Source organism: Corallococcus sp. M7 (assembly GCF_054512695.1).
The window spans coordinates 9193362-9220037 of sequence record NZ_CM137252.1 but is presented as its reverse complement, the minus strand read 5'-3'; the positions used below and the strand labels follow the sequence as shown (position 1 = coordinate 9220037).

25 protein-coding genes are annotated in these 26676 nt (G+C 70.4%); 19 read left to right on the top strand and 6 right to left on the bottom strand.

Translation table 11 applies throughout. From position 1 onward, the window contains the following. The first annotated feature begins 209 nt into the window (after positions 1-209). The 5 genes from ACX114_RS37075 (at position 210) to ACX114_RS37055 (ending at position 7585) form a co-directional block, all read left to right on the top strand. Positions 210-1355: a heparan-alpha-glucosaminide N-acetyltransferase domain-containing protein gene (locus ACX114_RS37075; protein WP_459292320.1), complete on the top strand. Its 1146-nt coding sequence runs from the start codon at positions 210-212 to the stop codon at positions 1353-1355. A gap of 86 nt (positions 1356-1441) precedes the next feature. After that, the gene (gene grxC / locus ACX114_RS37070; RefSeq protein ID WP_459292318.1) at positions 1442-1720 is read left to right on the top strand and encodes a glutaredoxin 3; all 279 of its coding nucleotides are present in this window, start codon (positions 1442-1444) and stop codon (positions 1718-1720) included. Between the two features lie 268 nt (positions 1721-1988). Further along, a complete protein-coding gene (locus ACX114_RS37065) occupies positions 1989-3662 on the top strand; it encodes a right-handed parallel beta-helix repeat-containing protein (protein ID WP_459292316.1) in 1674 nt (557 codons plus the stop codon). 52 nt (positions 3663-3714) lie between these two features. After that, positions 3715-5673: a PAS domain S-box protein gene (locus ACX114_RS37060; protein ID WP_459292314.1), complete on the top strand. Its 1959-nt coding sequence runs from the start codon at positions 3715-3717 to the stop codon at positions 5671-5673. Further along, positions 5663-7585, top strand: coding sequence for an ATP-binding protein (locus ACX114_RS37055; protein ID WP_459292312.1), 1923 nt, complete (start codon positions 5663-5665; stop codon positions 7583-7585). Before ACX114_RS37060 ends, ACX114_RS37055 begins: the two co-directional genes overlap by 11 nt. Before the next feature lie 21 nt (positions 7586-7606). Here ACX114_RS37055 and ACX114_RS37050 read toward each other — a convergent pair whose 3' ends face one another. Continuing rightward, entirely contained in the window at positions 7607-8467 is an 861-nt protein-coding gene (locus ACX114_RS37050; RefSeq protein ID WP_459292310.1) for a GspE/PulE/PilB domain-containing protein, read from the bottom strand. Between the two features lie 314 nt (positions 8468-8781). Between ACX114_RS37050 and ACX114_RS37045 the strand changes: the two genes are divergently transcribed. The 4 genes from ACX114_RS37045 to ACX114_RS37030 all read left to right on the top strand — a co-directional run bounded on the left by ACX114_RS37045 (position 8782) and on the right by ACX114_RS37030 (position 11534). Then, positions 8782-9519 (top strand): MotA/TolQ/ExbB proton channel family protein, encoded by a 738-nt coding sequence (locus ACX114_RS37045; RefSeq protein ID WP_207054597.1) that lies wholly within the window; start codon positions 8782-8784, stop codon positions 9517-9519. Positions 9520-9678: 159 nt separating this feature from the next. After that, a complete protein-coding gene (locus tag ACX114_RS37040) occupies positions 9679-10167 on the top strand; it encodes an ExbD/TolR family protein (protein ID WP_206787329.1) in 489 nt (162 codons plus the stop codon). A gap of 18 nt (positions 10168-10185) precedes the next feature. Continuing rightward, positions 10186-10764: an ExbD/TolR family protein gene (locus tag ACX114_RS37035; RefSeq protein ID WP_459292308.1), complete on the top strand. Its 579-nt coding sequence runs from the start codon at positions 10186-10188 to the stop codon at positions 10762-10764. 110 nt (positions 10765-10874) lie between these two features. Further along, positions 10875-11534: an HAD family hydrolase gene (locus ACX114_RS37030; RefSeq protein ID WP_459292306.1), complete on the top strand. Its 660-nt coding sequence runs from the start codon at positions 10875-10877 to the stop codon at positions 11532-11534. A gap of 71 nt (positions 11535-11605) precedes the next feature. Here ACX114_RS37030 and ACX114_RS37025 read toward each other — a convergent pair whose 3' ends face one another. Further along, a complete protein-coding gene (locus ACX114_RS37025) occupies positions 11606-12130 on the bottom strand; it encodes a fatty acid desaturase family protein (protein ID WP_459292304.1) in 525 nt (174 codons plus the stop codon). Further along, positions 12109-12738 (bottom strand): fatty acid desaturase family protein, encoded by a 630-nt coding sequence (locus ACX114_RS37020; RefSeq protein WP_459292302.1) that lies wholly within the window; start codon positions 12736-12738, stop codon positions 12109-12111. The genes ACX114_RS37025 and ACX114_RS37020 overlap by 22 nt, the downstream gene beginning before the upstream one ends. 358 nt (positions 12739-13096) lie before the next feature. Between ACX114_RS37020 and ACX114_RS37015 the strand changes: the two genes are divergently transcribed. Continuing rightward, complete coding sequence (locus ACX114_RS37015) at positions 13097-13303, top strand: cold-shock protein (protein ID WP_014400218.1); 207 nt, start codon at positions 13097-13099, stop codon at positions 13301-13303. Between the two features lie 93 nt (positions 13304-13396). Then, on the top strand, positions 13397-13588 hold the full coding sequence (locus ACX114_RS37010) for a hypothetical protein (protein ID WP_014400217.1): 192 nt from the start codon (positions 13397-13399) through the stop codon (positions 13586-13588). A 113-nt stretch (positions 13589-13701) separates the two neighbouring features. Here the strand turns inward: ACX114_RS37010 and ACX114_RS37005 are convergent, their stop codons facing one another. Then, positions 13702-13923 (bottom strand): hypothetical protein, encoded by a 222-nt coding sequence (locus tag ACX114_RS37005; RefSeq protein WP_120560975.1) that lies wholly within the window; start codon positions 13921-13923, stop codon positions 13702-13704. Positions 13924-14135: 212 nt separating this feature from the next. On the opposite strand from ACX114_RS37005, the gene espC reads away from it, so the two are divergent. Next, on the top strand, positions 14136-16604 hold the full coding sequence (espC, locus tag ACX114_RS37000; protein ID WP_459292299.1) for a serine histidine kinase EspC: 2469 nt from the start codon (positions 14136-14138) through the stop codon (positions 16602-16604). 7 nt (positions 16605-16611) lie between these two features. Here espC and ACX114_RS36995 read toward each other — a convergent pair whose 3' ends face one another. Next, complete coding sequence (locus ACX114_RS36995) at positions 16612-17202, bottom strand: YqaA family protein (protein WP_459292297.1); 591 nt, start codon at positions 17200-17202, stop codon at positions 16612-16614. Between the two features lie 117 nt (positions 17203-17319). Here ACX114_RS36995 and ACX114_RS36990 point away from each other — a divergent pair, with 117 nt between their 5' ends. The 5 genes from ACX114_RS36990 to trxA all read left to right on the top strand — a co-directional run bounded on the left by ACX114_RS36990 (position 17320) and on the right by trxA (position 22256). Beyond that, complete coding sequence (locus ACX114_RS36990) at positions 17320-17976, top strand: LON peptidase substrate-binding domain-containing protein (protein WP_459292295.1); 657 nt, start codon at positions 17320-17322, stop codon at positions 17974-17976. A gap of 122 nt (positions 17977-18098) precedes the next feature. Then, positions 18099-19991, top strand: a complete 1893-nt coding sequence (nadE, locus tag ACX114_RS36985; RefSeq protein WP_459292293.1) for an NAD(+) synthase — start codon at positions 18099-18101, stop codon at positions 19989-19991. A gap of 201 nt (positions 19992-20192) precedes the next feature. Next, on the top strand, positions 20193-21368 hold the full coding sequence (locus ACX114_RS36980; protein ID WP_459292291.1) for a hypothetical protein: 1176 nt from the start codon (positions 20193-20195) through the stop codon (positions 21366-21368). Between the two features lie 171 nt (positions 21369-21539). Continuing rightward, entirely contained in the window at positions 21540-21863 is a 324-nt protein-coding gene (locus tag ACX114_RS36975) for an FKBP-type peptidyl-prolyl cis-trans isomerase (RefSeq protein ID WP_014400210.1), read from the top strand. Positions 21864-21872: 9 nt separating this feature from the next. Next, positions 21873-22256, top strand: coding sequence for a thioredoxin (gene trxA / locus ACX114_RS36970; RefSeq protein WP_120592013.1), 384 nt, complete (start codon positions 21873-21875; stop codon positions 22254-22256). 40 nt (positions 22257-22296) lie between these two features. Here the strand turns inward: trxA and ACX114_RS36965 are convergent, their stop codons facing one another. Then, positions 22297-23130 carry a hypothetical protein gene (locus tag ACX114_RS36965; RefSeq protein ID WP_459292289.1) on the bottom strand — a complete coding sequence of 278 codons (834 nt, stop codon included), beginning with the start codon at positions 23128-23130 and terminating at the stop codon, positions 22297-22299. A gap of 171 nt (positions 23131-23301) precedes the next feature. Between ACX114_RS36965 and ACX114_RS36960 the strand changes: the two genes are divergently transcribed. Continuing rightward, complete coding sequence (locus tag ACX114_RS36960) at positions 23302-25866, top strand: TonB-dependent receptor domain-containing protein (protein ID WP_459292287.1); 2565 nt, start codon at positions 23302-23304, stop codon at positions 25864-25866. After that, a complete protein-coding gene (locus ACX114_RS36955; protein WP_459292285.1) occupies positions 25863-26675 on the top strand; it encodes a hypothetical protein in 813 nt (270 codons plus the stop codon). Before ACX114_RS36960 ends, ACX114_RS36955 begins: the two co-directional genes overlap by 4 nt. Position 26676: the final 1 nt, after the last annotated feature.

Sequence of the window (26676 nt, the reverse complement as noted above, 5' to 3'; positions counted from 1 at the left end):
GGGCGGGCACCCGGCCCTCGCGGGTCAATCCTGAATCCCAGACACGGTGCTTGGCGCGACAAGGATTCCAGTGGGAAGGGATTGAGGGTCCAAATGTTTGTCTTTGACGGCCGGGGTGATATTCGGTGTGGCGGCGCGCAGAGCCGACATTCCTCGAGGGGGAGGAATGCCATTCATGCCGCGCGCCGTCATCCGAAAGGACAATCCCAATGCAGCGCGAGCAGGTGTCGGGGGCGCGCTCCGCCTCTGGACGGCTGGAAGCGGTGGATGCCATGCGGGGCACGGTGATGTTGCTCGTGTTCCTCTCTCATTTCGCGGACGCGTATCTCTATCCGCTGGGCGGTGAGGCCGCGCATCTGCGCGAGCGGCTCAACCTGCTGACACGGTTGGCCACGCCCGGCTTCATGGTCATCAGCGGCCTGATGCTGGGGCTGCTGTACGCGCGCAGCCGAGACTTCGGTCCGCTGCGCACGCGGCTCCAGCGCCGGGGTCTGTTCCTGCTCACCGCGGGCCACCTGCTCATCGTGCCCACGTATCGCTTCTGGCCGGACGAGCCGTGGGTCCTGCTGCGGGTCCTGCCGGTGACGGACACCCTCGGCGTGGCGCTGCTCGTGGGGCCCTGGGTGGTGACGCGGCTCGATGGGCGGGCCCGGGCGATGTTGGGGCTGGGGTTGTTCGTCCTGAGCTGGGTGGTGAGCCTGTGCTGGTGGCCGGAGTGGGGCGTGGCGCGCGCGTTCAAGGAGGTCTTCTTCGGTCAGCGCGAGCTGTCCGTGCTGCTCTCCGGCTTCCCGGTGGTGCCGTGGCTGGGCGTGTACCTGGTGGGCAGCATGTTCGGCGAGTGGCTGGGGACGTGGGGCCGCGCGGACGTGAAGGGCGTGGGGCGCCGCTTCGAACTCGTGGGCCTGGGCATCGCCGTGAGCGGCGCCGGGCTGGTGGTGCTCCACATCGCGGTGCACCACCTGTGGCATGGCGCGGGCTTCGACACGCTGATGGCGCTCACGTCGCAGGCGCAGAAGTACCCGCCGGGGCCCGCCTATGTCGGGCTCTATGGCGGCACGGCGCTCGCGCTGCTGGGGCTCCTGATTCACGCCGAGCAGGCCGGATACCTGGCGCGCTGGCTGCGCGTGGCGAGCGTCATCGGTCGGCACTCGCTGCTCGCGTTCGTGCTCCAGTTCTACGTGTACTACGCGGGCCTGTACCTCCTGCGGCTGCACTACACGCCGCTGTGGCCGCTGCTGTTCGTGTTCACCGCCGTGCTCCAGTGGTGCGCCCTCTACGCGTGGGACCTGCGCGGCCGTGCCCGGGAGGCCAGCGCGCGCCTGCCCGCGGCGGTGCCCGTGTCCGGCGTCCGCTGAAAGGCGAGCGGGCAGGGGAGCGAGCGCACTCGTGCCGGGTGGCGGACCGCGAGGCGAGTCCCCACCCTTCGACGCAGGAGGTCGTGATGCTCGAGGTCGTCGTCTACATGAAGCGCACCTGTCCCTATTCGCGGCAGGCCATGGACCTGCTCAACGAGAAGGGCTGCGAGTTCCAGAAGGTGGATGTCGCCGCGGACGAAGCGCGGCATGAGGAGATGCTGCGGCGCTGCGGTCGTCAGACCGTGCCGCAGATCTTCATCGCGGGCCGCCACATTGGCGGTTGCGATGACCTGTATGACCTGGAGGCGCGCGGGGAGCTGGACGCACTCCTCGGCCGGGAGGCCCGGGACTCCGCCGCCCCCTGAAGCCGTCATCCGCCGTCGCATCCGGGCCGTGTTCCTCCTGCCGGGGAACACGGCCCGCGTGTTTCTGCGCGCGGTGACCACCCTCCGGCACATTCGCGGGCCCCTGGCGCCAGGCCCAACCGCGCGGATTCACATTCTTGCCCGGCTGCCCTGCGACCGGGCGGCGTCCATGTCCATGGCTCACGGGGAATGCACGGCACGCGTGTTCCCGTTGCCCGCCGACCCCGCGAGCGCACCCCCGCGCCGTGAACCCCCACGAGGAGTCCACATGCGCTTCCGCCTGACCCTGACGACCATCGTCTGCGCCACCGGGATGCTTGCTGGCACCGTCGGCTGTACCGGCAAGGTCGAGCCCTCGCCCGCGACAGCCACACCTCCGGGCACGTCCGGTCCGCCCATCGTCACTCCGCCCGAACGGCCCCAGACACCGGCCGACGCGGGCACGCCTCCCGACGAGGACGCGGGCGTCGCCACGGACGGCGGCACCACGCCCACGGATCCCGTGGACCCGCCACCCACGGAGGAACCTCAGGAGCCCGAACCGCCGCCGCCGCCCGCCGAGCCGCAGTACACGCGCGTGCTCTGGGTGTCCCCCAGCGGCAACGACTCCGCGGCGGGCACGGAGGAGCTGCCCCTGCGCACGGTGGCGCGAGCCCTGTCCCAGGTGAAGCCCGGTGAGGCGGTGTTCCTCAAGTCCGGCACGTGGCGCGAACACGTTCAACTGACGGAGCGGCAGGGCACGGCGGACAAGCCGCTGACGCTGCGGGCCGCGCCGGGCGCCACGGCCATCCTGAAGGGCGGCTCCATTGGCGAGACGTCGCTGGTGGACGTGAGCGGCGCGTACTGGAACATCCAGGGGCTCACGGTGGACGTGGGCGGCGAGTCCAGCTTCGCGGTGATGTGGCGCGGCGCGGGCGCGCACCACGGCGTGCTCCGCGACAGCATCGTGAAGAACGGCACGGAGGGCGCGGGCGTCTACGTGACGGAAAAGGCGCACGACGTCCTCATCGAGGACAACGACATCTCCCACTTCGACCAGGGCGACGTGGACAGCCACGGCGTCGCGGTGCAGACCTCCGCGAGCAACGTCACCGTGCGCGGCAACGACATCCACCACAACTCCGGCGACGGCGTGCAGTGCCTGGGGCCGGAGGGCGGCGCCACCAACCCGGGCACGCCGTTCGACAACCTGCTCGTGGAGGACAACCAGCTCCACGACAACCGGGAGAACGGCGCGGACATCAAGACGTGCACCCGCGTCACGCTGCGCGGCAACACCATCTACAACCACCGCGCGGTGTCCACCTCCGCGGGCGAGGGCGTCATCGTCCACATGTCCCCGTCCGACGTCACGCTGGAGGACAACGTCTTCTACGCCAACGCGCGCGCCATCCAGATTGGCGGCAACCGCGAGGGCGCGCCCCCCACGCGCGTCATCCTGCGCCGCAACCTCATCCACGACGGCCTGGGCGAGGCGGACGGGGAGGAGGGCACCGGCATCCGCATCGACGCGTCCGTGGACGTGAAGGTGCAGCACAACACCGTGTGGAACCTGAGCGGCGCGTGCCTCATCTTCGGCACGGGCTCCAACGGCGCGAGCCAGGGCCTGGATGTGCGCAACAACATCCTCGCCGGCTGTGGCATCGCCGCGCGCGGTGGCGCGGGCCGGAGCGGCGCGGTGGTGGACGGCAACCTGTACTTCCGGAGCAGCGGCGCGGCGGTGTTCAACCTGGAGGGTTCCACCCTGGGCCTGGCGGACTGGCGCACGAAGGCTGGCCTGGACAAGCGCTCCCAGGAGCGCGCACCCGGCTTCGTGGACACGGGCGCGGACGACTACCAGCTCTCCTCGCAGTCCCCCGCGCGCGAGGCGGGCCTGTCCCTGGGCCTGCCCTACTGTGGGGCGGCGCCGGACCAGGGCGCCTTCGAGTCGGGCTGCCCCTGACCCCGGGGGTTGTGTAGACTCCGGCGCCCCTCGCTCCGGAGTCCAGCGCCCCGTGTCGGCCCCGTCGGAACCCGCCTTCGGCATCGTCCTGGTCCCCCCAGGGTCGGTGGCAAGAGAACCCCTGAACGCCGCCGCCGAGCGCGCGGGCCTGCGCGTGGTGGACAACCCGGACGACGCCGCCCTGGCGCTGGTGGACCTCACCGCCCCCGGCTGCGGCCCCGCCGTGGTGGAGCTGCTCACGTCCCTCAACGGGCCGCACCTCACGCTCATCGCCGTCGTGTCCCCGGAGCCGCGCGGCTTCGCCGCCGTGGACACGCTGCGCCCCGCGGACATCGTCACCCACCAGGGGCTGCCCTACGAGCTCACCTGGCGCCTCCAGCGCGCCGCGGAGCGCCACCGCGAGCGTGAAGAGCAGGCCCGCAGCCAGACGGACCTGGCGCTGCTCCTGGAGCTCACCGCCGACTACGCGGAGAGCTCCGACGTGGAAGCGCTCCTGCACGGCGTGACGCGGCGTCTGGCGGAGCAGCTGGACATCGCGCGCGCCACGCTGGTGATGGTGGGCGGCGGCGTGGACGAGGGCGTCATCGTCGCCGCCAGCGACGACCCGGGCATGAAGGACCTGCGCATCGACCTGGCGCGCTACCCGGAAATCCGCGAGGTGGTGCGCACCGGCAAGCCCGTGGTCATGCAGGAGGCCGCCACGCACCCGCTCTTGGGCGACCTGGAGCGCAGGGCCGTGGCCGCCCGAGGCATCCACGCCATCGCCGCGCTGCCCCTGCCCATCCGGGGCCAGGTGCGCGGCGTGCTGCTGTTGCGCGCGGCCGGGCGCAGGCGGGCCTTCAGCACCCGCGAAATCGACTTCCTCACCACGGTGGCCCACGCGACGGCGGTGGCGCTGCGGAGCGCGTCGGTGCTCCAGTCCGTGCAGACGGCGCGGCTGGCGGCGGAGGAGAAGGCCGCGTCCTTCAAGCCCTACCAGCTCTTCTTCGCCCACGTGAGCGAGGGCGTGGCCATCCTCGATGACGAGGCCGCCGTGCTGTCGCTCAACCCCGCCGGCGCGCAGATGCTGGACACCACCGCCAGCGAGGCCCGTGGCAAGCACCTGAATCAAATCACCCAGCCGGTGGACGACGGCGTGCTGATGGAGCTGGTGACGTCCGCGTCGCGGGGTGAAGCGCGCATGGGCGTGGACGTGGTGGTGCGCACGCCCGCGGGAAGGTGCCTCACGCTGTCAATGTCCGCGGCGCCGCTGCGCGACGAGGACGCGGCCACCATCCTGTCCTTCCGCGACGTGACGCACGCCCGCAAGCTGGAGGACGAGCTGCGCAACACGAAGGACTTCCTGGAGCGGCTCATCGACTCGTCGGTGGACGCCATCATCGCGGCCGACCTGAAGGGGCGCATCATCCTCTTCAACAAGGGCGCGGAGGCCATGTGCGGCTACACCGCGCAGGAGGCCCAGGAGAAGCTCAACGCGCTCCAGCTCTACCCGCCCGGCGAGGCCCAGCGCATCATGGCCCAGCTGCGCGGACCCGACATGGGCGGCAAGGGCCGGCTGTCCCTCACGCGCCAGGAGCTGATGCACCGCTCCGGTGAGCGCGTGCCCGTGAACATGACGGCCTCCATCGTCTACGAGGGCGGCCGCGAGTCCTTCACCGTGGGCATCTTCACGGACCTCCGCGACCGGGTGCAGCTGGAGCGCAAGCTGTACGACGTGGAGACGCGGCTGGAGGAGAGCGAGAAGAACGCCGTCATCGTCGCGCTCGCCGGCACCGCGGCCCACGAACTCAACCAGCCCCTCACCTCCGTGATGGGCTACGCGGAGCTGCTCAAGCGCAAGCTCAAGGAGGAGGACTTCGCCTACAGGCCGGTGGACATCATCTACCGCGAGGCGGAGCGCATGGCGGAGATCGTCCGGAAGATCGGGAAGATCACCCGCTTCGAGGTGAAGTCGTACGTGGGGGCGAAGCAGATCCTCGACCTGGACAAGGCCAGCTCCCATGAAGAGTGAGGTCCGCGCCGTGCGTCCGCCCGGAAATCTGGCCCCCGACGCCTTCCAGGCCTTCTTCGACGCGCTCGACGAGCCCGCCGCCGTCTGCGACGTGTCCCTGCGCATCGCGGCCGCGAACCCGGCCATGCGCCGCTTCTGCGCCATGCACGACATCAGCGTGGACGTGGTGGCGGAGGCGCTGGCGAGCGCCGTCGCGCCGGAGGACGGGCAGTCCCACGAAATCGACCTCGTGCTCCAGAGCGGCACCTCGCTGGTGCTCACCCTGTCGCGCCGCTCGGACACCGTGGCGGTGCGCGCCCGCGTGGACACGGAGGTCATCAGCGGCCGGCTGGTGGTGGCGGAGCGGGCCCTGCTGGAGCAGGCGCGCACGGAGGGCGTGCTCCTGGACCTGGGCCGCAGCGTGGCGGAGGCCGGCGGCGAGGAGGAGCTGGTGGCCGCGGTGGCGCGCGGCGTGAAGGAGCTCTTCCCCGGCCGCGCCTTCTGCATCCGCATCGTGGACGCGCGCACCGGCGGCCTCACGTCGCTCTACGCGGAAGGGCGCCTCAAGGAGGGCGCGCACGAGCCGCTGGTGCTCTTCCAGCGCTCGGTGGAGAAGACCAACCTCACGCAGACGGCGCTGCCCCAGGGGCGGGTGACCATCTCCGAGGAGGTGCCGCTGCTCTTCCACGGCAGCACCCGCGCGGTGAGCGCCCCGCTGGTCGCGAGCGGCCAGCTCTTCGGCGCCATCAACATGGAGTACCCGGAGGGGCTGGACGCGGACCCCGCGCACGACGAGCGCGTGCTGCTCCAGCTGGCCAGCCAGGTCGCCGTGGCGGTGAAGAACGCGAAGCTCATCGACGAGCTGACGTTCGTGCGCAAGTACCTGGAGGAGCTGCTGGAGAAGGCCAACGCCCTCATCCTGGTGGTGAACCGGGACAAGCAGGTGGTGGTCTTCAACCAGGCGCTGAGCGCGCTCACCGGTCTCACCAAGGAGCAGGTGCTGGGGCGGGATTTGTCCTCGCTGGTGGCGGACAGCGAGCAGCTGCGGCTGGTGCCCGTGCTGGCGGCGGCCATGCGCGGCGAGTCCGTGAACAACTTCGAGACGCGCCTGCTCACCCGCGACGGCGGCGAGGTGCGCGTGTCCTTCGCCACCTCCTCCATGCAGACCCAGCCGGGCGAGGTCGAGGGCGTCATCGCCATCGGCCAGGACGTCACGGTGGTGAAGGAGCTGGAGAAGCGCATCATCCACGCGGAGAAGCTGGCCTCCATCGGGCAGCTCGCGGCCAGCGTGGTGCATGAAATCAACAACCCCATGACCGCGGTGGCCACCTACGCGGACGCGCTGTTGCAGCGCTCGCGGATGACGCCGGGCGCGAACCCCGCGGACCAGGAGAAGCTGAAGAAGATATTGGAGAGCAGCCACCGCATCCTGCGCTTCACCCGCGACCTGGTGAGCTACGCGCGGCCCGCGCAGGACCGGCCGGAGCGCGTGTCGCTCAACGCCGTCGTGGACATGGCGGTGGGCTTCTGCGAGCACGTCGTGTCCCAGGCCCGCGTCAGCGTGCAGCGCGAGTACGCCAGCGACGTGCCGCCCCTGGCCGCCGTGCGCGCCAACCTGGTGCAGGTGTTCGTCAACCTCATCACCAACGCCTGCCACGCCATGCAGCCCGGTGGGCTGGTGTTCCTGACCACGCTTCAGGAGGGGACGGAGGCGGTGGTGCGCGTGCGCGACACCGGCACCGGCATCGAGCCGCGCAACCTGTCGCGCATCTTCGAGCCCTTCTTCACCACCAAGCCCGAGGGCCGGGGCACGGGCCTGGGCCTGTCCATCTGCCAGGGCATCGTGGAGAACCACGGCGGACGTCTCACCGTGGAGAGCACGATGGGGCAGGGCACCACCTTCACGGTGCGGCTGCCCCTGGCCGCGGACTGAGCGCGTGCGGCGTGGGGCGCCTCAGCCCTCGCCGCCCTCGTCGTCCAGCTCGCGCCGGAACTCCTCGTTCGTGAGCAGGCCCTTGCGCGCCATGATGCGCATCAGGGCCCAGAAGCGGCGCTCCAGCTCCTCCAGCCGGTCCGGCTCCTCGCGCGCCGCCTGGCCGAAGAGGTAGTCCAGGTCATCCAGCACGCCGCCCCCGCCGGACGCCGGCGCCCGCGGCTTGCCCTTGTCCGCCGCGCCACCGCGCTTGCGCTTCGCCTGCTCCTCGCGCTCGCGGATGAGGTCCGCCAGCGACGTGCGCTGCGTCTTCTCCGACGCGGGCAGCTCCTCGCCGACGATGACCTCCTCGTCGTCATCCTCCACGGCCGGACGCGCGGGCACTGGAGCCGCTCTCGCGGGCGGCCGCGCCGGAGCGGGGCGGGGGCCCGTGGCCACGGGGACCTTGTGGTAGTAGCGCAGGATGGCGCCGCGCACCGCGGACAGCGCCGTCACCCGGCCGCTGACCTTCAGTCCGCTGGTGAACTCAATCTCTTCGATGGCGGTGATGTTCAGCGGATCAGCCATCGCCACCACGAGCTGGCGCTTGCCGCCCACGCTCTCCAGCGCGTACGGGAACAGGTCGTGCTGTTCGCAGAAGCGCGCTCGCAACAGGTGCACCGCGGCCCAGTCCGGGGTGATCGCCGCCAGGTCCACCTGCGGCATCCCCAGCGCCTCGCTGAGCGCCTGCGCGAGCGTGGCCTCCGTGATGGCGCCCTGCCCGATGAGCGTCACACCCAACCGCTGCCGCGTCTGCCGCTGCGCCGCGAGCCCCGCCTCCAACTGGGCGGGGGTGATCGCGCCACGTTCCACGAGCAGCTCACCAATGCGCTTCCTGGCCATGGTTTTCCCGCCTAACACGTCATTCCAAGGTGCCCAAATCGCTGGCATGCCTGTTGCGCAAGCCACTGAAAAGGGCCCGTCCTGTGCCCTGTGGAGCGACTTGGCAAGCCGCGCGCCAACGCAAAATTCCTGTGAGATTTCAGTAACTAACGCTGAGGGTGCCTGCCTTGACACGCCTGGGAGCGGTTCCTAGACTCGGCGCCACCGTGATCCAAAATTCCTGCCGCTGACCAGGGTGGAGGTCCACCCGGCCGGTAGCAGTGCGGAGCGGCTCGCAGGCGCGTGCCGCGCCGTCCATCTGGAGGCTTTCCGTGATGAACCTGGGGTTCGTAGCCAATCTGTCCGTCCTCGCCAACGCCGGCGGAAGCAATGAGACCTTCCTGCAGGAGCTGGGGCGCCGCTGGGAGTCCGGTCAGGCCGGCATGTACCCCATCGCGGTCTGTCTGGTGATCGCGCTCTCCATCATCATCGAGCGCAGCATCGTCCTGTTCGGCAAGGCCTCCATCAACAAGGAAGGCTTCCTGCGCGGGCTGAAGAAGCACATCTACGCGGGCGACCTGGACAAGGCCATCAACTACGTGGCCGGCCAGAAGAGCACCCCGCTGACCAACGTCATCAAGGCCGGCCTGATGAACGTCCCCAAGGGCCAGGAAGAGGTCCAGGCGGCGCTCGACGAGGCCAGCCTGCGTGAGACGCCCCGTCTGGAGGCGCGCACGGGCTACCTCGCGATGCTCGGCAACGCGGCGATGCTCGCGGGCCTCCTGGGGACGGTGAACGGTCTCATCACCTGCTTCGAGGCGGTGGCGAACGTGAACCCGGCCGACAAGGCGACCATTCTCGCGAACGGCATCTCGGAAGCCATGAACTGCACGGGCTTCGGTCTGCTCACGGCCATCCCGGCGCTCATCGCCTTCTCCGTGCTGATGGGCCGCACCCAGGGCCTCATCAACGACATCAACGAGACCAGCGTCTCCGTGCTGAACCTCATCGTCGCCAACCGCGACAAGTTCAAGAACCTGAACATCCCGGCCTCCGCCCACGCCGAGGAGTAGTCCTCCTCGCTGTAGCGCGGTGTCGTGGAACCGGCGGTACTGGCGCGCTGTCTGGACACTCCGAGGCATGGAGGGCACCGGCAGGCGCGCCAGCCTTCGCAGTCTTCTTGAAACGTCGTTCGTGCGCGAAGAGCGCGGTAGGGTTGGGAGGTAGTCGCCATGGCCGGCGGAATGGACCTGGGCACCGGTGGAAAGGGCGGCAAGAAGCCGCTCGATACCGCCATCAACATGGTGCCCTTCATCGACCTGATGGCAGTGACCATCAGCTTCCTCATCATGACGGCGGTCTGGACCCAGATTGGCCGTCTCCAGGTGTCGCAGGCCGGCGGGGCCTCCACGGACGAGCAGCAGGAGGAGGAGAAGACCAAGACGGTCCAGCTCACCCTCCTGGTGTCCGCCACGGAGATGCGCCTCACCGCCGACCAGAGCGCCTTCGACCCCATTCCCCTCACCCGGGATGACAAGGGCCGGCCGGACCTGACCAAGCTCGTTGCGCGCTTCAAGGAGTTGAAGGCGCAGCTGCCCGACCAGTCCGCCATCACCCTTCAGACCGAGGACGCGGTCCGCTACGAGGACCTGGTCCGTATCATCGACGAGTGCATCGGCTCCGGGCTGCCCCAGGTGTCGGTCTCCGCGGCGATGGGCTAACAGGAGTCACCGAACGCCATGGGCATCAAGGTTCCCGGTAAGCGGTACGGCAAGCGGCTGGAGCACTCCAAGGTCTTCGGCCACGGCGGTCACGGCAAGAAGAACGGCAACGCGGACCTGCTCATCACCCCGCTCGTCGACATGTTCGTCATCATCGTGCTCTTCCTCATCGCGAACTTCTCCGCGACGGGCGAGGTGCTGATGATGACCAAGGACATCGTCCTTCCCGAAGCGGTCAACGTGAAGGAAGTGGAGATGCACCCGGTGGTGATGGTGTCCAACGACCAGGTCAGCGTGTCGGGCACCATCGTGGGCCGGGTGGAGGACCTCACCAAGGACGAGTACCTCAACATCCCCGCGCTGGAAGAGAAGCTGCGGGACATGAAGAAGCAGTTCGAGGACCTGCACTCCATGGCCGGCGGTGGCGAAACCTTCAAGGGTGACGTCAACATCCAGGCCAACAAGGACGTCCAGTTCAAGATCATCAAGCGGGTGATGTTCAGCTGCGCCACGGCCGGCTACGGCAACATCAACTTCGCGGTCATCCAGGCCGGTGGCGCCGCGACCGGTGAGAAGACCGCCGCCGCCACGCCGTAACCAGAGCTTCGCGGCGGATCCCGGCCGGTTCCGGGATCCGCGCTTTACAAAAGACGCCCTGACCCTGCCTGGGTCGGGGCGTTCGCGTTTCTGCTAGAGAAGCGCCCATCATGTTCCTGCGCGCCGTGCTCTTCGACCTGGATGGGACGCTGGTGGACTCGCTGGGGGACATCGCCACGGCGATGAACCACGCGCTTCAGCAGCACGGCCTGCCGCCGCACCCGGAGGCCGCCTACCTGCGCTTCGTGGGAGAGGGCGTGGCGAAGCTGGCGGAGCGGGCCACGGGCGGCGCGCCCCCCGCGCTCCAGGGGCAGGTGCTGGCCACCTACCACGCCTACTACGACACCCACCTGTTCGACCGGACGTATGCCTACCCGGGCGTGGAGGACGCGCTCGCGGAGCTGGCGGCGGACGGCGTGCGGCTGGGCGTGCTCAGCAACAAGTCCGACGACTTCGTGAAGCGGCTGGCGGCGCGGCTGCTGCCCGGGGTGCGCTTCACGGCCGTGTACGGCGAGCGGCCGGGCATCCCCCGCAAGCCGGACCCCACCGCGGCGCTGGCCCTGGCGGCGGAGCTGGGCGTGGCGCCGGAGGCGTGCGGCTTCGTGGGGGACACCTCCGTGGACATGGACACCGCGAAGGCCGCGGGCATGTACGGCGTGGGCGTCACCTGGGGCTTCCGCACGGCGGAGGAGCTGCACGCGCACGGGGCTCGCGCGGTGGTGTCCTCGGCGGGGGAGCTTCTGGCCGCGCTGCGGACCGCGGGCGCCTGAAAAGCAGCAGGGGCCGCCTCCTTCGGATGAGGAGGACGGCCCCTGGGGCTACCGCGCGATGGCCGGGTGGCTCAGGCGGCCACGGCGAGCTTCGGCTTGGGCTGCTCCGGGATGGCGTCCACCGCGGGCGGGCGGCCCAGCATCTTGAGCATGCGGTAGTGCGACGCCACGGCGCTCCGGAAGGTCTCCGCCTCGATGTAGGGCAGGCCGTGTTCGTGGGCGGTGGCCTTCACGATCTCGCTCAGGGCCGGGTAGTGGATGCTGCACACCTTGGGGAACAGGTGGTGCTCCACCTGGAAGTTGAGGCCGCCCACGTACCAGCTCAGCAGGCGGTTCTTGCGGGCGAAGTTCGCGGTGGTGCGCAGCTGGTGCACCATCCACGCGTCCTCCACCTTTCCGTCCGTGTCCGGCACGGGGTACTCGGCGTCCTCCACCACGTGCGCCAGCTGGAAGACGATGCCCAGGATGAAGCCCGCCGTCAGGTGCATGGCCAGCTGTCCCAGCACGAACTGCCACCAGGTGACGTCCAGCACCAGCCACGGAATCACCAGCGTCCAGCCGTAGTACACGGCCTTCATCGCCAGCAGGCGGCCCACTCGGCCGGCGCGTGCTTCTTGCCCTTGTAGGGGCCCAGGTCCTTCTGGAAGAAGTACTTGTAGTCCTTGGCGAACACCCAGAAGACGGTGGTGAACGAGTACGCCGTGAACGCGTACAGGTGCTGGAAGCGGTGGTACGGCTTCCACTCGCTGTACGGCGACAGCCGCAGCTGCGGGCTCACCGTCAGGTCCTCGTCCATGCCCTGGATGTTCGTGTACGTGTGGTGCAGGACGTTATGGGTGATGCGCCACATGTAGCTGTTGGCGCCAATCAGGTCGAACGCGAAGCCCACCACCGCGTTCACCTTCGCGTCGTCGCTGTACGAGCCGTGCACGCCGTCATGGCCGATGCAGAATCCGATGCCCGCGATGGCCACGCCCATTAGTACAGCCAGGCCCAGCATGCCCCAGGCGTTGAAGTGGCCGCTGAGCAACAAGCCGTAGACGCCCGCCGTGAAGCCCATGATGGACAGGGCCTTCACGTACATGGCCTTGTTGGCCCGCTGAGAGAGGTTCCGGGTCTCGAAGTACTCGGAGACGCGCCGCTTCAGGTCCTCCGCGAAGGAGGCATCGCGCTGGCCAAAGGTCACACGGGTCGGGTTTGTCACTGGGAAGGACGCCTCACGGGAGGGGGACGGCAGGGTGGAGCGGGTACGGGCGGATCCCACGATAGGACACGTCCAGGCGGAAGTGTTCAGGGGTGGAAACTATTCCAGAACACCCGTGCGCCCGAAAAGTGTCACCCCTGGCTGCCTGGAGCGTCAGCCAGCGGGAAATGCCCGGCCCCGAGAAGGCGTTTCACCCCGAGATCGAGGTTGTTACCTTCGACGCCGTGAGGGAGACCGGGAGTGGTTCCCGGCTCGACTTCATGCCTGTTCAGGGTTAAGGCGCGGTCTTCGCCCCAAAGTCACGGGGCGGGCAGCCCGGCGCTCTCGCCGGGTTGTCTGTGGGACAAGGAAGCAGATCATGGCAAGTGGTACGGTGAAGTGGTTCAATGATGCGAAGGGCTTTGGTTTCATCACGCAGGACAGCGGTGGTCCGGACGTGTTCTGCCACCACACGGCCATCCAGTCGGACGGCTTCCGCACCCTGGCTGAAGGCCAGAAGGTGGAGTTCGACGTGAAGAAGGGCCCCAAGGGCCTGCAGGCGGAGAACGTCCGCCCGGTCGGCTGAGCCTCCCGGCTCAGTTGCTCTTCACGCATCCACGAGGTCCGGCCTTGACGGGGCCGGGCCTCTTTTTCGGTCAATGTTTTCCCAGGAGGCTCCATGCAGGGAAGGTCCACAAAGCGGCAGAAGGAGATGGCGCGCGCGCAGAAGCAGCGCGAGAAGGACGCCAAGAAGGCCGAGCGCAAGACCGAGAAGGACAACCGTCCGACTCGCGGGCCGGGCGAAGAGGATCCCGATATCGCCGGCATCATCCCGGGCCCGCAGCCGCTGCCCGACGCGTTCAACACCTGAGTCCGATGAAGCAACACCGCCCCGGCCCATGAGGGCACCGGGGCGGCGGTGGGCGAGGGGCCGGTGGGCCCCTTTTTCATGTCCGGGCTCTTCCGAGCATCAAGGCCGCGCGACTAGCCCATGCCGTATCTCATCCGCTCCTTGTCCTCGGCGCGGTTGTAGGCGGTGGCCGCGGCGATGACGTGGCACACCCAGCCGAGGATGCCGCCCGTGCCCAGCCAGAAGCCGGGCGTGATGATGAGCCAGAAGACCCCGCGCAGGATGTCACCGTTGTAGATCTGCCCCACGCCGGGGATGAAGAACGACAGCAGCGCAGCAAGACCGGGACGCGACATGGATTTCGTTCCTCCTTGCCCCTTCCTACGGTCCCCAAGGGTGTCCATTGCATCGCCTGCCGCACACCGCCTGCCTGCCGGGCGGGCCTGCCGGCGGATGGGGTGCAACGCACTGCGGTCCCCGCTAGCATGACGCATGTTCCTGCCGGCCCTGGTGTCACGGCCTGGAAGGGACGGGGGGAGTCATCATCCAAGGTCGTCCTCAGGCCCGTGTGGCGGCGTTCCCGGTCCGGGGCCTCGTGGAGGTCCTCGCGTTGGCGGCGGTGTACCTGCTGGCCGCGCGGGTGGCGCTGTCGCTGGCCGCGGAGAAGAGCCACATCTGTCCCGTGTGGTTGCCGTCGGGCGTGGCGCTGGGCGGGCTCCTGCTGCTGGGCGTGTCGCGCTGGCCCGCGGTGGCGCTGGGCGCGGGCGCGGTGTCGTACGCCATGGGGGTGACCCCGGGCGTGGGGCTGTCCGTCGTGCTGGGCTCCACGCTGGAGGCGGTGCTGCCGGCGCTCTTGTTCCGGAAGATGGAGGGCGCGCGGGAGCTGCACCGCGTGCGCGACGTCGTGTGGCTGGGCGCGGGCGCGGGGCTGGGGGCGCTCGTGGGCTCCGGGATGGGCACGCTGGGGCTTGTCCTGGGCGGGGTGGTGCCCTTCGCGCAGTGGGGCGCCGCCGGCTGGCTGTGGTGGATGGCGGACCTGCTGGGCATGCTGCTGGTGACGCCGGTGCTGCTGCTGCGCAGGCCTCGGCGCATGGCGCGCTCGTGGGAGGCGCTGCTGCTCACGGCGCTGACGGTCATGGTGTGCGTGGGCGTCTTCGCCTTCCCCCGGCCGGGCTCCGGGGCGGCGCACGCGATGACGTTCCTGCTCTTCCCGCTGATGGCCTGGGCGGCGCTGGGCTTCGGGCTGCGGGGGGCGGCGCTGTCCTCGCTCTCCATCGCGCTGGCGGCCATCGCCGGCACGGCGCGGGAGCTGGGCCCGTTCTTCACGGTGGACCTGCCGCACCGGGGGCTGGTGGTGCTGCAGCTCTTCATCGGCATCACCGCGCTGACGGGCCTGCTGCTCGCGGCGGCGCGCGCGGAGCGCCGCCAGGCGGTGGAGCTGCTGGAGCTGCTGGCCACCACCGTGCGCGCGGTGCACGAGGGCGTGCTCATCTGCGAGGTGCGCGAGTCGGGCGGCCTGCACACCGTCTTCGTCAACGAGGCGCTGTGCGCGCTGGTGGGCCGGCGGCGCGAGGAGCTCGTCGGCGCGGCGCCCGGGGAGCTGCTGGCGTCCGCGGACGGCGGGGACCGGCAGCGGCTGCTGGAGGCGCTGCGCGAGGAGCGCTCGCTGCGCGCGGAGGTGGCGCTGACGCGGCCGGATGGCACGCGGGTGTGGAGCGAGATGCAGCTGTCCCCGGTGCGCGCCAACGGCCAGGCCGTGACGCACTTCGTGGCGACCCACCGCGACGTCACCGCGACGAAGGAGCTGCAGGCGCGGCTGGTGGCCGCCGAGCGCGTGGCGGCCGTGGGCACGCTGGCCGCGGGCGTGGGCCATGAAATCAACAACCCGCTGGCCTACCTGGCGCTGAACCTGGAGGCCGCGCGCAGGAGCCTCGCGGCGGGCCTTTCTCCGGAGGGCGCGCAGGCACCGTCCTGCGTGCGCGACGCGCTCTCCAGCGTGCGCGGGGCCCAGGAGGGCGCGGAGCGCATCCGCCTCATCGTGAGGGACCTGCAGGTGTTCAGCCGCGAGGGCGCGCCGGAGCGCGGCCTGGTGGACCTGAACGCGCTGGTGCCGCCCGCGGTGCGCGTGGTGCTGCACGCCCTGCGCGCGCGGGCGCGGCTGGTGGAGGACTTCGGGCCGGTGCCGCGCGTGCTGGGCAGCGAGGCGCGGCTGGGGCAGGTGCTGCTCAACCTGCTGGTGAACGCCCTGCAGGCCATCCCGGAAGGGGACCCCGGCCGCCACGAGGTGCGCGTGCGCACCAGCACGGATGCCTCCGGCCACGCGCGCGTGGAGGTGGAGGACACGGGCGGCGGCATCCCGCCGGACGTGCTGCCGCGCATCTTCGACCCGTTCTTCACCACCAAGGGCAGTGACGAGGGCACCGGCCTGGGGCTCGCCATCTGTCAGCAGATCGTCCGCACGCACGGGGGCGAGCTGCGCGTGCACAGCTCTCCGGGCCAGGGCGCCACCTTCACGCTGCTGCTTCCGCCCGCGCCCGTGCAGAGCGCGGGGAGCCCTCCGGCGCTGCATGCCGTGGCGAGCCTCGAGGAGGCTCCGGCGCCGGCGGCCTCCGGGCGGCGCGGGCGGGTGCTCATCGTGGACGACGAGCCCCGGCTGGCGCAGTCCATGCGCCTCTTGCTGGAGCCTGGCCACGAGGTCGTCACCGTCACGCGCGGCGAGGACGCGCTGGAGAAGGTGGCGGCGGGCGAGTCCTTCGACGTGGTGCTGTGCGACCTGCAGATGCCGGGCATGGACGGCATCGCGGTGTACCGGCGGCTCCAGCAGCAGGCGCCCGAGCTGGCGTCGCGGGTGGTGTTCATCTCCGGCGGGGCGTCATCGCCGGAGGCGAGGGCGTTCGTGGAGACGGTGGCCCAGCGGGTGCTGGAGAAGCCGGTGCGCCCGGACGTGCTCCTGTCCACGGTGGAGGAGGTGCTGGTGGAGGGCAGCTCCCCGAAGGTGGCGGCGCGCGGCGCGGTGGGCGGCGCGCGCCGCGGCTAGGCGCGCGTCAGACGCGCAGCCACTTGCGGGCGGTGGGGCCGAAGAAGCGCACCACGCTGCCCACCAGGAAGAAGCGCACCGAGCGGCCAATGATGGACGCCAGGAGGAAGCGCTCCAGCGGCACCGACACCAGGCCGCTGCCGATGGCGACGATCTTGAACGGCGTGGGCAGGATGGAGCACAGGAGCGCCAGCACCCAGAAGTTGCGCCCCAACAGCTCGCCCACCGTGCCGGACACGCCGAAGCGGTCCACGCGCACGTCCAGGTCGATGTGCAGCAGCTGGGTGATGCCCTCGCCCACGAACGCGCCCAGGCCGTAGCCGATGAGGCCGCCCACCAGGCTCGCCAGGGTACCGAGCAGGCAGTAGCGCACCCACTTCTTCGGCTGGGCGAGCACCATGGGGACCAGCACCGCGAAGGGCGGGATGGGGAAGACGGATCCATCCACCACCGACACCGCCATCATGGTGGCGAGCGCGTGCGGGGTGGAGGCGGCGGCCTCCACGCGCAGGTACATCCGGCGGTACCAGGACAGCTTCGGGGCGTCAGCGGCCGTGGCGGCCGGGGAGGTCTGGGGGGAAGGCTCGGTCGAGGACATTCGGGGGCGCACCCTAGCGGAACCCGGGGCCCTTGCCACCGGGACCCCGGGCCCGGATGCCTGCCTGATTGGAATGCGCCCCATGCCCCGGGGGCTTACACACGGGGAAGGGTGACCATGACCGCACAAGAGACCGTGGAACGCGCCGCCGGTGCGCTGAAGGTGTTTCCCCTGCCGTCGGCGGTCCTGTTCCCGCACACCGTGATTCCCCTGCACATCTTCGAGCCGCGCTACCGGGCGCTGGTGAAGGACGCCCTCGCCACGGACCGGGTGCTGGCCCTGGGCCAGCTGGAGCCGGGCTGGGAGGGCAACTACGAGGGCCGTCCGCCGCTGCAGCCCCTGATGTGCGCGGGCGTCATCGTTTGGGACGAACAGGTGGAGGACGGGCGCTACAACATCCTCCTGCAGGGCGTCAGCCGCGTCCGGATGGTGAAGGAATTGTCGCCGGACACCCTCTACCGCCAGGTGCGCGCCCAGGTGCTGGCGGATCCGCCCTACACCGGGCCGGAGGAGGAGCAGCTGCGCCAGGCCGTCTTCGAGCTGGCGGGCCGGGTGCCGCCCTCGTTCGCGGAGAGCCTGCTGCCGGTGGCCGCGCGCGCCGGTGGGGGCATGCTGGCGGACGTGGTGGCCTCCGCGCTGGTGCCGGAGCCCGGACGGCGGCAGGAGCTGCTGGGCGAGCTGGACGTGCGCCGCCGCCTGGAGCAGGTGCTGGTGGACGTGAGCGACCTCTTGAGCCAGTTGCAGCCGGTGCGCCCCAGCGGACCGCTGAACTAGCCGGGCCCTCCGGCCGAGGGAACTGAACGCCCGGGGCCCCAAGGCCGCATCATCCGCTTGCCCTGGCCCCCCCATGCGCGCATTGCTCGGGACATCACGCCTTCCGAGGAGAGCGACGCACCATGCGGCTCGTGAAGATTGGCATCGCCAGCGTCAACACCACCGTGGGCGCCTTCCAGGCGAACACCGACCGGGTGCTGGACCTGGCGAGGAAGATGGCGGCGGAGGACGTCACGTTGGGCGTCTTCCCCGAGCAGGTCATCGCCGGCTACCCCGCGGAGGACCTGGTCCAGTGGCAGGGCTTCATCGACCACCAGTGGCCGGAGCTGGAGCGCTTCGCGAAGGAGACCGCGGCGCTGCCGCTGGTGAGCATCCTGGGCGTGGGCGTGGCCCACCAGGGCGTGCGCCTCAACTGCGCGGCGGTGGTGGCGGGCGGCAAGGTGCTGGGCCTGGTGCCGAAGGAGAAGCTGCCCACGTACAACGTCTTCTATGAGGGCCGCACCTTCGGCCACGGCCAGCCGGGCATGGCGGAGACGCACCGGGGCGTGCCGCTGGGTGACTACCTCTTCCAGTTCGACTTCGGCACGCTGGCGCCGGAGGTGTGCGAGGACATCTGGAGCGCGGACGGCCCCATGCGCCGGCGCGCGTACTCCGGCGGCGAGCTGGTGGTGAACCTGTCCGCGTCCCCCTTCCGGCTGGGCTTCTGGGAGACGCGCCGCGAGCTCATCGCCACGCGCGCGTCCGACCACCAGGTGACCATCGCGTACGCGAACGCGGTGGGCAGCAACGACGGCCTCGTCTTCGACGGCGGCGGCTTCATCAACCAGAACGGCCGCCACGTGCTGGAGACGCCGCGCTTCCAGCAGGGCTTCACCTCCGCCGTGGTGGACCTGGACCGCACGCTGCGCCTGCGCACGGAGAACACCACCTGGCGCGTGGACCGCGAGGACTGGGTGTCGGCCGGCGGCAAGCAGGTGCCCACGCTGGACTGCACGCAGGCGGTGAAGACCGAGCGCCAGAAGCTGACATACCCCGTGCCCGCGCACCGCAGCTTCTTCCTCCCCGCGCCGGACACCCGCCGCACCGCGCGCGTGGCGCTGTGCGAGGACATCCTGGACGCGCTGTCCCTGGGCGTGGGCGACTACTTCGAGAAGACGCGCGCCTTCAAGCTGTTCGGCATCGCGCTGTCGGGCGGACGGGACTCGCTGCTCACGCTGCTCATCGCGCACCGGTACGCGAAGCGCGCGCGGCCGGACAACCCGGGCTCGCTCATCCAGGCGTTCTACATGCCCAGCCCGTACTCCAGCCAGCAGACGCGCGACGCGGCGGAGACCATCGCGCGGGAATTGGGCGTGCCCTTCCAGGTGGTCTCCATCGAAGAGGCCTTCGAGCGGGAGAAGGCCGCCGCCCAGACGATGCTGGGCGAGCAGAAGCTCACGCCCATCACCGAGCAGAACATCCAGGCCCGCATCCGCGCCCAGCGCATGTGGAACTGGAGCAACTCCTGCGGCGGCCTGTTCCTGCAGACGGGCAACATGAGCGAGAAGTCCGTGGGCTACACCACCATCGGCGGTGACCTGATGGGCGCGCTCGCGGTCATCGCCAACGTGCCCAAGACGGTGGTGATGTACCTGCTGGACTACTTGCAGGAGACCACCGGCTACGAGGGCATCCGCAAGGTGCTGGCCAAGCCCGCGGGGCCGGAGCTGGCGCATGATCAGGTGGGCGAAGAGGAGCTGATGCCCTTCCCCATCCTGGACGCGTGCTTCTACCTGCACGCGGGGGAGAAGCTCACTCCGTCGGAGATGCGCACCGCGCTCACCGCGATGTTCCCGGAGGTGGATGCGGAGCGGCTGGGCGGGTACGTGGACCGCTTCGTGCGCCTGTTCCACCAGTCCATCTACAAGTGGGTGCAGTCGCCGCTGTCGCTGCACATCGGCAACCTGGACCTGGACCGTGAGCGCGCGCTGCAATTGCCTGTCGTCACCGGTTCGGCCTGGCTTCGCAACGCCTGACGGAGGTCCATGGACGTCTGTCTTTGACGGTGGATAGGGGGGCGTCCGAGCCCTCCGTCCCCGTGAAGTGGCTCTGAAACCACGTCTTCCCCCCTGGGGGGCAGGCGTGCAGGTCAGCTGTCTTTGACCTTCCGCGCAAGGCTTGCCGGATGTCCCTCGCACGACAACCTTCATGTCAGTCAGTCGACGATGGAGGGTTGGATGAAAGCGAAGATTCTGGCGGGCGCCATCGCGGCGCTCATGTATGGGACGGGCGCGGGTGCGGCGGAGAAGGATTGCCCTCCAGGGCAGGCCGCGGTCCACAAGGACAAGCACAAGGACATGACGGCGCAATCCTCTCAGGGCGGGGTCCAGGAGGAGGACCTCACCATCGAGGAGGCGCCGGTGGATGAATCGCTTCAAGGAACGGGCGGCAGCGGGTCGATCGACGACTCCTCGACGAGCGGTCAGAACCTGGGCACCAGCGACCAGGGCCTGAGCAGCCCCAGCTCCAAGGGCACGGGTGGCAGCGGCGCCATCTACCTGAACACGCCGCTGCGTTGCGAGCCGGTGAACGAGTCCGGCGTGGGCGGCAGCGGCGCTGGCGTGGGAGGCAGTGGCTCCAGTGACGTCATGCCGCAGAGCGAACCGCTCGAATCGACTCCCCAGGCGCAGCCTCCCGCGGAGCCTCCTGCTCCGCCTCCGCCTCCGTCCGGCACGAGCAGCGGCGGCATGAGCCAGAGTGACAGCTCGCTGTCCGGCGAGCAGGCCACGGGTGGCAGCGGCATGACCACGCCGCCTCCGGCCTACGCGCCCACGGCGTCGTCCAATGAGGACATCCAGCCGCTGGAGGTGGAGAAGAAGAGCAAGAACGACAAGAAGGGGCTGACGCTCCTCATCGGTGGCGGTGTGGAAGGCTACACCGGCGCCCTGGCTCCGCAGATTGCTCCCGGTCCCTCCGCGGCCGTGACGGCGTCGCTCAAGCCGACGTCCGTGCTGGGCGTCGAAGTGGGCTACTCCGGCGCGTTGAACAACATCAAGGACGCGGGTGCCGCGGGTGCGGATGACGGTCCGGACCTGGTGCGCAACGGTGGCCAGGCGGCCCTGACGCTGGCCGTGACGCCGACGGCGGTGCAGCCGTACCTCCTGGGCGGCATCGGCATCAGCAACTACCACTTCCGCGGCGGTGAGTCGCTCGGCTACAGCGACGACACCGTGGGCAACATCCCGGCGGGCGTGGGCGTGCGCGGCCACTTCGGCCACTTCACCGCGGACCTGCGTGGCTACTACAACTTCCTGTTCGACAAGCAGTTCGCTCCGGACATCGATCCGGGCGGCAGCGACCCGTCGGGCGGTGGTAGCTACACGACCACGCTGAACGTGGGTGGCACGTTCTGACCTGAAGTCTCCATGGCAGGAGCTGGCGGCGGGGTGTCCGGAATCATCCGGAGCCCCGCCGTCACTTTTTTATTCCGGGCCAGGGTGGGGCATTCAGGGAGGCGGGAGGCTGCGCACGGCGTTAGAGTGCGCATCTTTCCAGGGCGGATTCTTCCGCCCGAGGAGCCTGACATGAGCTTGGGAGTGGAAGACGTGAAGGTCGGGACCGGGGCGGAAGCGGTCGCCGGCAAGCGGGTGACGGTGCACTACGTGGGCACGCTCACGGACGGCAAGAAGTTCGACAGCAGCCGGGACCGGGGTCAGGGCTTCACCTTCGGGCTGGGCGCGGGCCAGGTCATCCAGGGCTGGGACCAGGGCGTCGCGGGCATGAAGGTCGGCGGCATCCGCAAGCTCACCATCCCGCCGGAGCTGGGCTACGGCTCGCGCGGTGCGGCCGGTGTGATTCCCCCCAACGCCACCCTCCTGTTCGAGGTGGAGCTGTTGGACGTTCGGTAGGAGGACCTCATGGCGACGCTCGAAATCACGAAGGACAACTTCAAGGAGACGGTGGGCAAGAGCGGCATCGTCATCCTGGACTGGTGGGCGACCTGGTGTGGTCCCTGCCGCGCGTTCGCGCCCATCTTCGAGAGCACCTCCAACAAGCACGCGGACGTCGTGTTCGGGAAGATCGACACCGACGCGCAGCCGGAGTTGTCCGGTGCTTTCGAGATTCGCTCCATCCCCACGCTGATGGTGTTCCGGGACGGCATCCTGCTGTTCGAGCAGCCGGGCGCGATGCCGGCGGCGGCGCTGGAGGACCTGCTGCGGCAGGTCCGCGCGCTGAACATGGATGACGTGCGGCGCGAGGTCGAAGCGCAGCGCGCCGCGAAGGAAGCGCCCAAGGCCTGACGCCTCCGCCGGGGCCTTCCCTTTTCGTGACGGGGAGGCCCTACGGCGCGGCGACGGTGCAGACGCCGCCGCCGTTGAGGTGTGCCTGATCCACGATGCTCTGGGTGACGAACTCCTGGAGCGTGCGCAGGGCGTAGGCGCCGGGCTGGTAGACGACCGGCTGGCCCTGGGCGTCGCGCAGCTCGCCGCCGTCCAGTCCGCGCAGGTCGAGCAGATCCTGGGACGCCAGCCCCTCCGGCGTGATGGCGTGGTTCGCGTCCGCAGTGGCGGCGATGGCCTCGAAGCGCAGTTGCACGCCGCGGTGGGTGCCCAGCCGGTCGTAGAACATGTGCTCGGCGTGGATGGTGACCTCCGCCTCCGCCACGGAGCTCTCCGGCACGACGATTCCCTGGGTGCCGTCCACGCCGTTGATGCAGTCCACCATCCGCGCGTCCACGGGGAAGCCCATGCGGAAGGTGTAGAGGCCCAGCGCGGGGTCGCGGTTCTGCGCGCGGCCCTCCACGAAGTAGCTGAAGCCGCGCTCGCGCATCATCGCCAGGTCGTCCTCGGACACGGACGTGCCCGCCACGGTGCGCGCCTCCGGAGGGCTCACGCGGAAGGCCACGCCGTAGCGCCCCGCCTCCAGGCCCGTGAGGCCGGTGAGGGGCACGTCCCCCTTCTGCACGTCTACCAGCAGGTGCTCCGTCGTGGCGTGCACGTCGCCGGCCGCGGAGGTGAGGGTGAAGTCGCCCAGGGACACCAGGTACTTCGTGAACTGCACGGACCAGCCGTCCTGGAAGAGGTGATCCGCGTAGCCGCGCTGCGTGCCGTCCCCGCCGCTCAACGACACCCGCACGTCGCCCCGCGCCACGGCGTCACCGCAGCCGGAGGCCATGAGTGCCAAAGCACCTGGCAGCAGGCCACGGGTCCACTTGCTTCGTCGGTTCATGCATCCAGTTGGTATTTGTAACTATGTTGCAAGTCAAGTCTGGGTTGCGATATCCACGGGCGGCCGTTGGGAGGTCCGCCCGTGCCGGGTGGACCCCGAAGTCCGAGGTCGTTGCCCGTGTTCATCCCGACGCTGGTGCTCTGGCTGTTGAGCGCGTCGCCCGAAGCGCCCGTGACGCCGCCCGTCCCCGTGGAGGCGCCGCCGCCCGTGATGCCTGCGGACGTCCCGCCGTTGACGGAGGCCGTGCGGGTGCTGCTGCGGCTGACCATCGACAGCGGGGGCGAGGTGTCCCAGGTGGAGGTCCAGGAGTCCGGGGGCGTGGCGTTCGACCAGGCCGCGATGGCGGCGGCCCTGCGCTGGCGCTTCGAGCCCGCGCGCCAGGGCGAGGAGCCGCTGGAGGTGCGCGTGGACGTGCCGGTGATGTTCGAGCCGGTGGCGGAGGCCATGCCGCTCGCGGAGGAGCGCTCTCCGCCCGTGCCTCCGGCGCCCACGGGCGCGGAGCAGACAGCGCTCACGCGGCCAGAGCCTCCGACGGCCTCGACGGATGCGCGGGCTTCCACGGAGGTGCAGGCCCCAGCGCCCGCGAAGCCGGAGCCGTCCTCATTTTCCACCACGGTGCGCGGGCAGTCCGCCGCTCCGCCTCCGGTCGCGGTGGGGGACTTCCACATCACGGTGGGGCAGCTGGCGGACGTGCCTCGCAACTCGGCCACGGACCTGATGCTGCTCGCTCCGGGCGTGATGCTCGCCAACCACGGTGGGGAGGGGCACGCGGAGACCGTCTACCTGCGCGGCTTCGACGCGGGCGAGGGCAAGGACGTGGAGATGCGCCTGGACGGCGTTCCCCTCAACGAGGTCTCCAACGCCCACGGTCACGGCTACGCGGACACGTACTTCATCATCCCAGAGCTGGTGCAGTCGCTGCGCGTGACGGAGGGACCGTATGATCCATCCCAGGGCGACTTCGGCGTCGCGGGCACCGTGGAGTACCAGTTGGGGCTGGAGCGGCGGGGCATCACCGCGTCCGCCAGCTACGGCAGCTTCGCGTCGCGCCGGCTGTCCCTGGTGTGGGGCCCTCCCGAGTCCACCGCCGCCACCTTCGTCGGCGTGCTGCTGCGCCAGGGGCACGGCTTCGGTCCCAACCGCGCGTACGCGAACGCGGGGCTGATGGCCCAGACGGAGCTGCGCCTGGGCCCGGAGGCGAAGCTGCGCCTGTTCGGCGCGAGCTACGCCGCGCGCTACGCCTCCGCGGGCGTGGTGCGGGAGACGGACGTCGTGGACGCGCGGCTGCCGTGTGAGCAGGACGCGGACTCGCAGTTCTTCTGTCTCTACGACCCGAACCAGGGCGGCGCGAGCCAGCGCCACATCGCCTCCGTGGAGCTGACGTCCCGGCTGGAGCGCGGAGGCCGCTTCGTGCAGCAGGCCTTCGCCATCGCCCGGCAGATGCGCAGCCGCGAGAACTTCACCGGCTTCCTCCAGGACACGCCGCCCATTGGTGAGTTCCAGCGCGGCGACAACACGGAGCAGTCCTATCAGGGCACCACCGTGGGCCTGCGCGGCCGCTATACGCCAGGCCTCACCTGGTGGGGCCAGCCGCAGCCGGTGGAGCTGGGCTACGTGGCCCGCTACGACACCGTGCACACCCGCGCTCGGCGCCTGCGCGACAAGGGCGGCGCGCCCTACGCCACCGTGTTCGACAACCAGGTGCGCGTGACGAACCTGGGCGCGTACCTGTCCCTGCGCGGCGCGCCGCTGGAGTGGCTCACGCTGCGAGGCGGCGTGCGCGTGGACGCGTTCCTGTTCGGCGTGGAGGACCTGAACCGGCCAGCGGAGGACCGGCAGGGGGCTCGCATCCCGGAGGAGTCCGTGGAGGCCTATGGCTTCTTCGCCAGCCCTCGAGCCAGCGCGGAGGTGCGCCTGACGCCGCGCCTCACGTGGCTGACCAGCGCGGGCCTGGGCGCCCGCTCCAGCGACGCGGCCGGCCTGTCCGACGCGGAATTCGCGCCCTATGCGCGGGTGACATCCGGGGAGACGGGCCTGGGCTGGCGCTGGGCCGACGGTCCGTCCTCGCTGGAGCTGCGGAGCGCCGTGTTCGCCACGCGCGTGTCGCAGGACCTGGTGTTCAGCGAGACGACGGGGCGCAACCAGCCCATTGGCCCGTCGCAGCGGCTGGGCGCGTTCGGCAGCGCGCGCTTCCAGTGGGAGCAGCACCTGGACGTGCAGGCGAGCCTCGCGTGGGCCCGCGCGACACAGCCGGTGCCCGGGGCCTCGCCGTGGAAGCTGTGGGACGGCGCGGTGCTGCCGTACATCCCGCAGGTGCTGGGGCGCGTGGACGCGTCGTGGCGGGGCACGGCCACCGTGGCCCGTCAGCCGGTGGGGTGGAGCGTGGCGCTGGGGCACAGCGCCATCGGGCCCAAGCCCCTGCCGCTGGACCGCTACAGCGAGTCCATCTTCCTCTTCGACGTGGCGGCCCGCGCGCGGTGGCGCGCGGTGGAGCTGGGCCTTTCCGTGGAGAACCTGCTGGACGCGCGCTGGCGCGAGTCCGAGTTCAACTACGTGTCCAACTTCCGCGGCCCCGACGCGCCCGCGTCCCTGCTGGCCACGCGTCACTTCTCCGCCGGTGCGCCTCGCACCGTGCGCGGCACCCTCACCGTGTACCTGGACCTCCAGGAGGACCGGCCATGAAGCGCTACTCCCGTCGTGCCTTCACGTGGATGTTGGGCGGAGCGCTCGCGGCGGGCTGCGGCCTGTCCGGCACCGGCGGCCGGAGCATCACCTTCCGCATGGGCCTGCGCACGGCGCTCGCGTCCGGGGAGACGGCCGTCGGCGCATTCACGACCGACACCGGCTGGCGCGTGACGCTCACCACCGCGCGCCTGGTGCTGGGGCCCATCTACCTGTTCGAGAAGGCCTCGCCCCTCCAGCCCCAGGCCCTGCTGCGCCGCCTGGGAGACGCGCTGCTGCCCACCGCGCACGCGCACGAAGGGGACTTCTTCTCCGGGGGCCGCGTGCTGGGCGAGTGGGACCGGGAGGTGGTCTTCGACCTGCTCGCGGACGCGGGACAGGCGCGCGTGTTGGGGCGCTCCCCTGGCATCGCGGGCATGGCGAGGTCGCTGTCGCTGCTGCTCCAGCCGCCGTCGAGCGCCCTGGGCGCGGAGGCGGACGTGATGCAGGGGCGCTCCCTGTTCCTGGAGGGCGTCGCGACGCAGGGCTCGGCGCGCGTGCCCTTCCGCGTCGCGATGGACTTCCCGCCGCCCGTGGAGCTCCAGCGCGTGGACTTCGTGCCCATCGAGGTGAACCTGGACGACGAGGGGCTCTTCGTCCTGGAGCCTCGGCCGCACCGCTGGTTCACCGGCGCGCGCTTCGACCGGCTGACGGTGCCCGCGGATGGGGCGCCGGTGGACGTGGGGGCGGACACGCAGGTGTACCGGGCGCTGAGCGTCAACGTGCGCCGCTTCGACGCGTTCACGGGCGCGTGGGAGCCCGTGGTGTGAT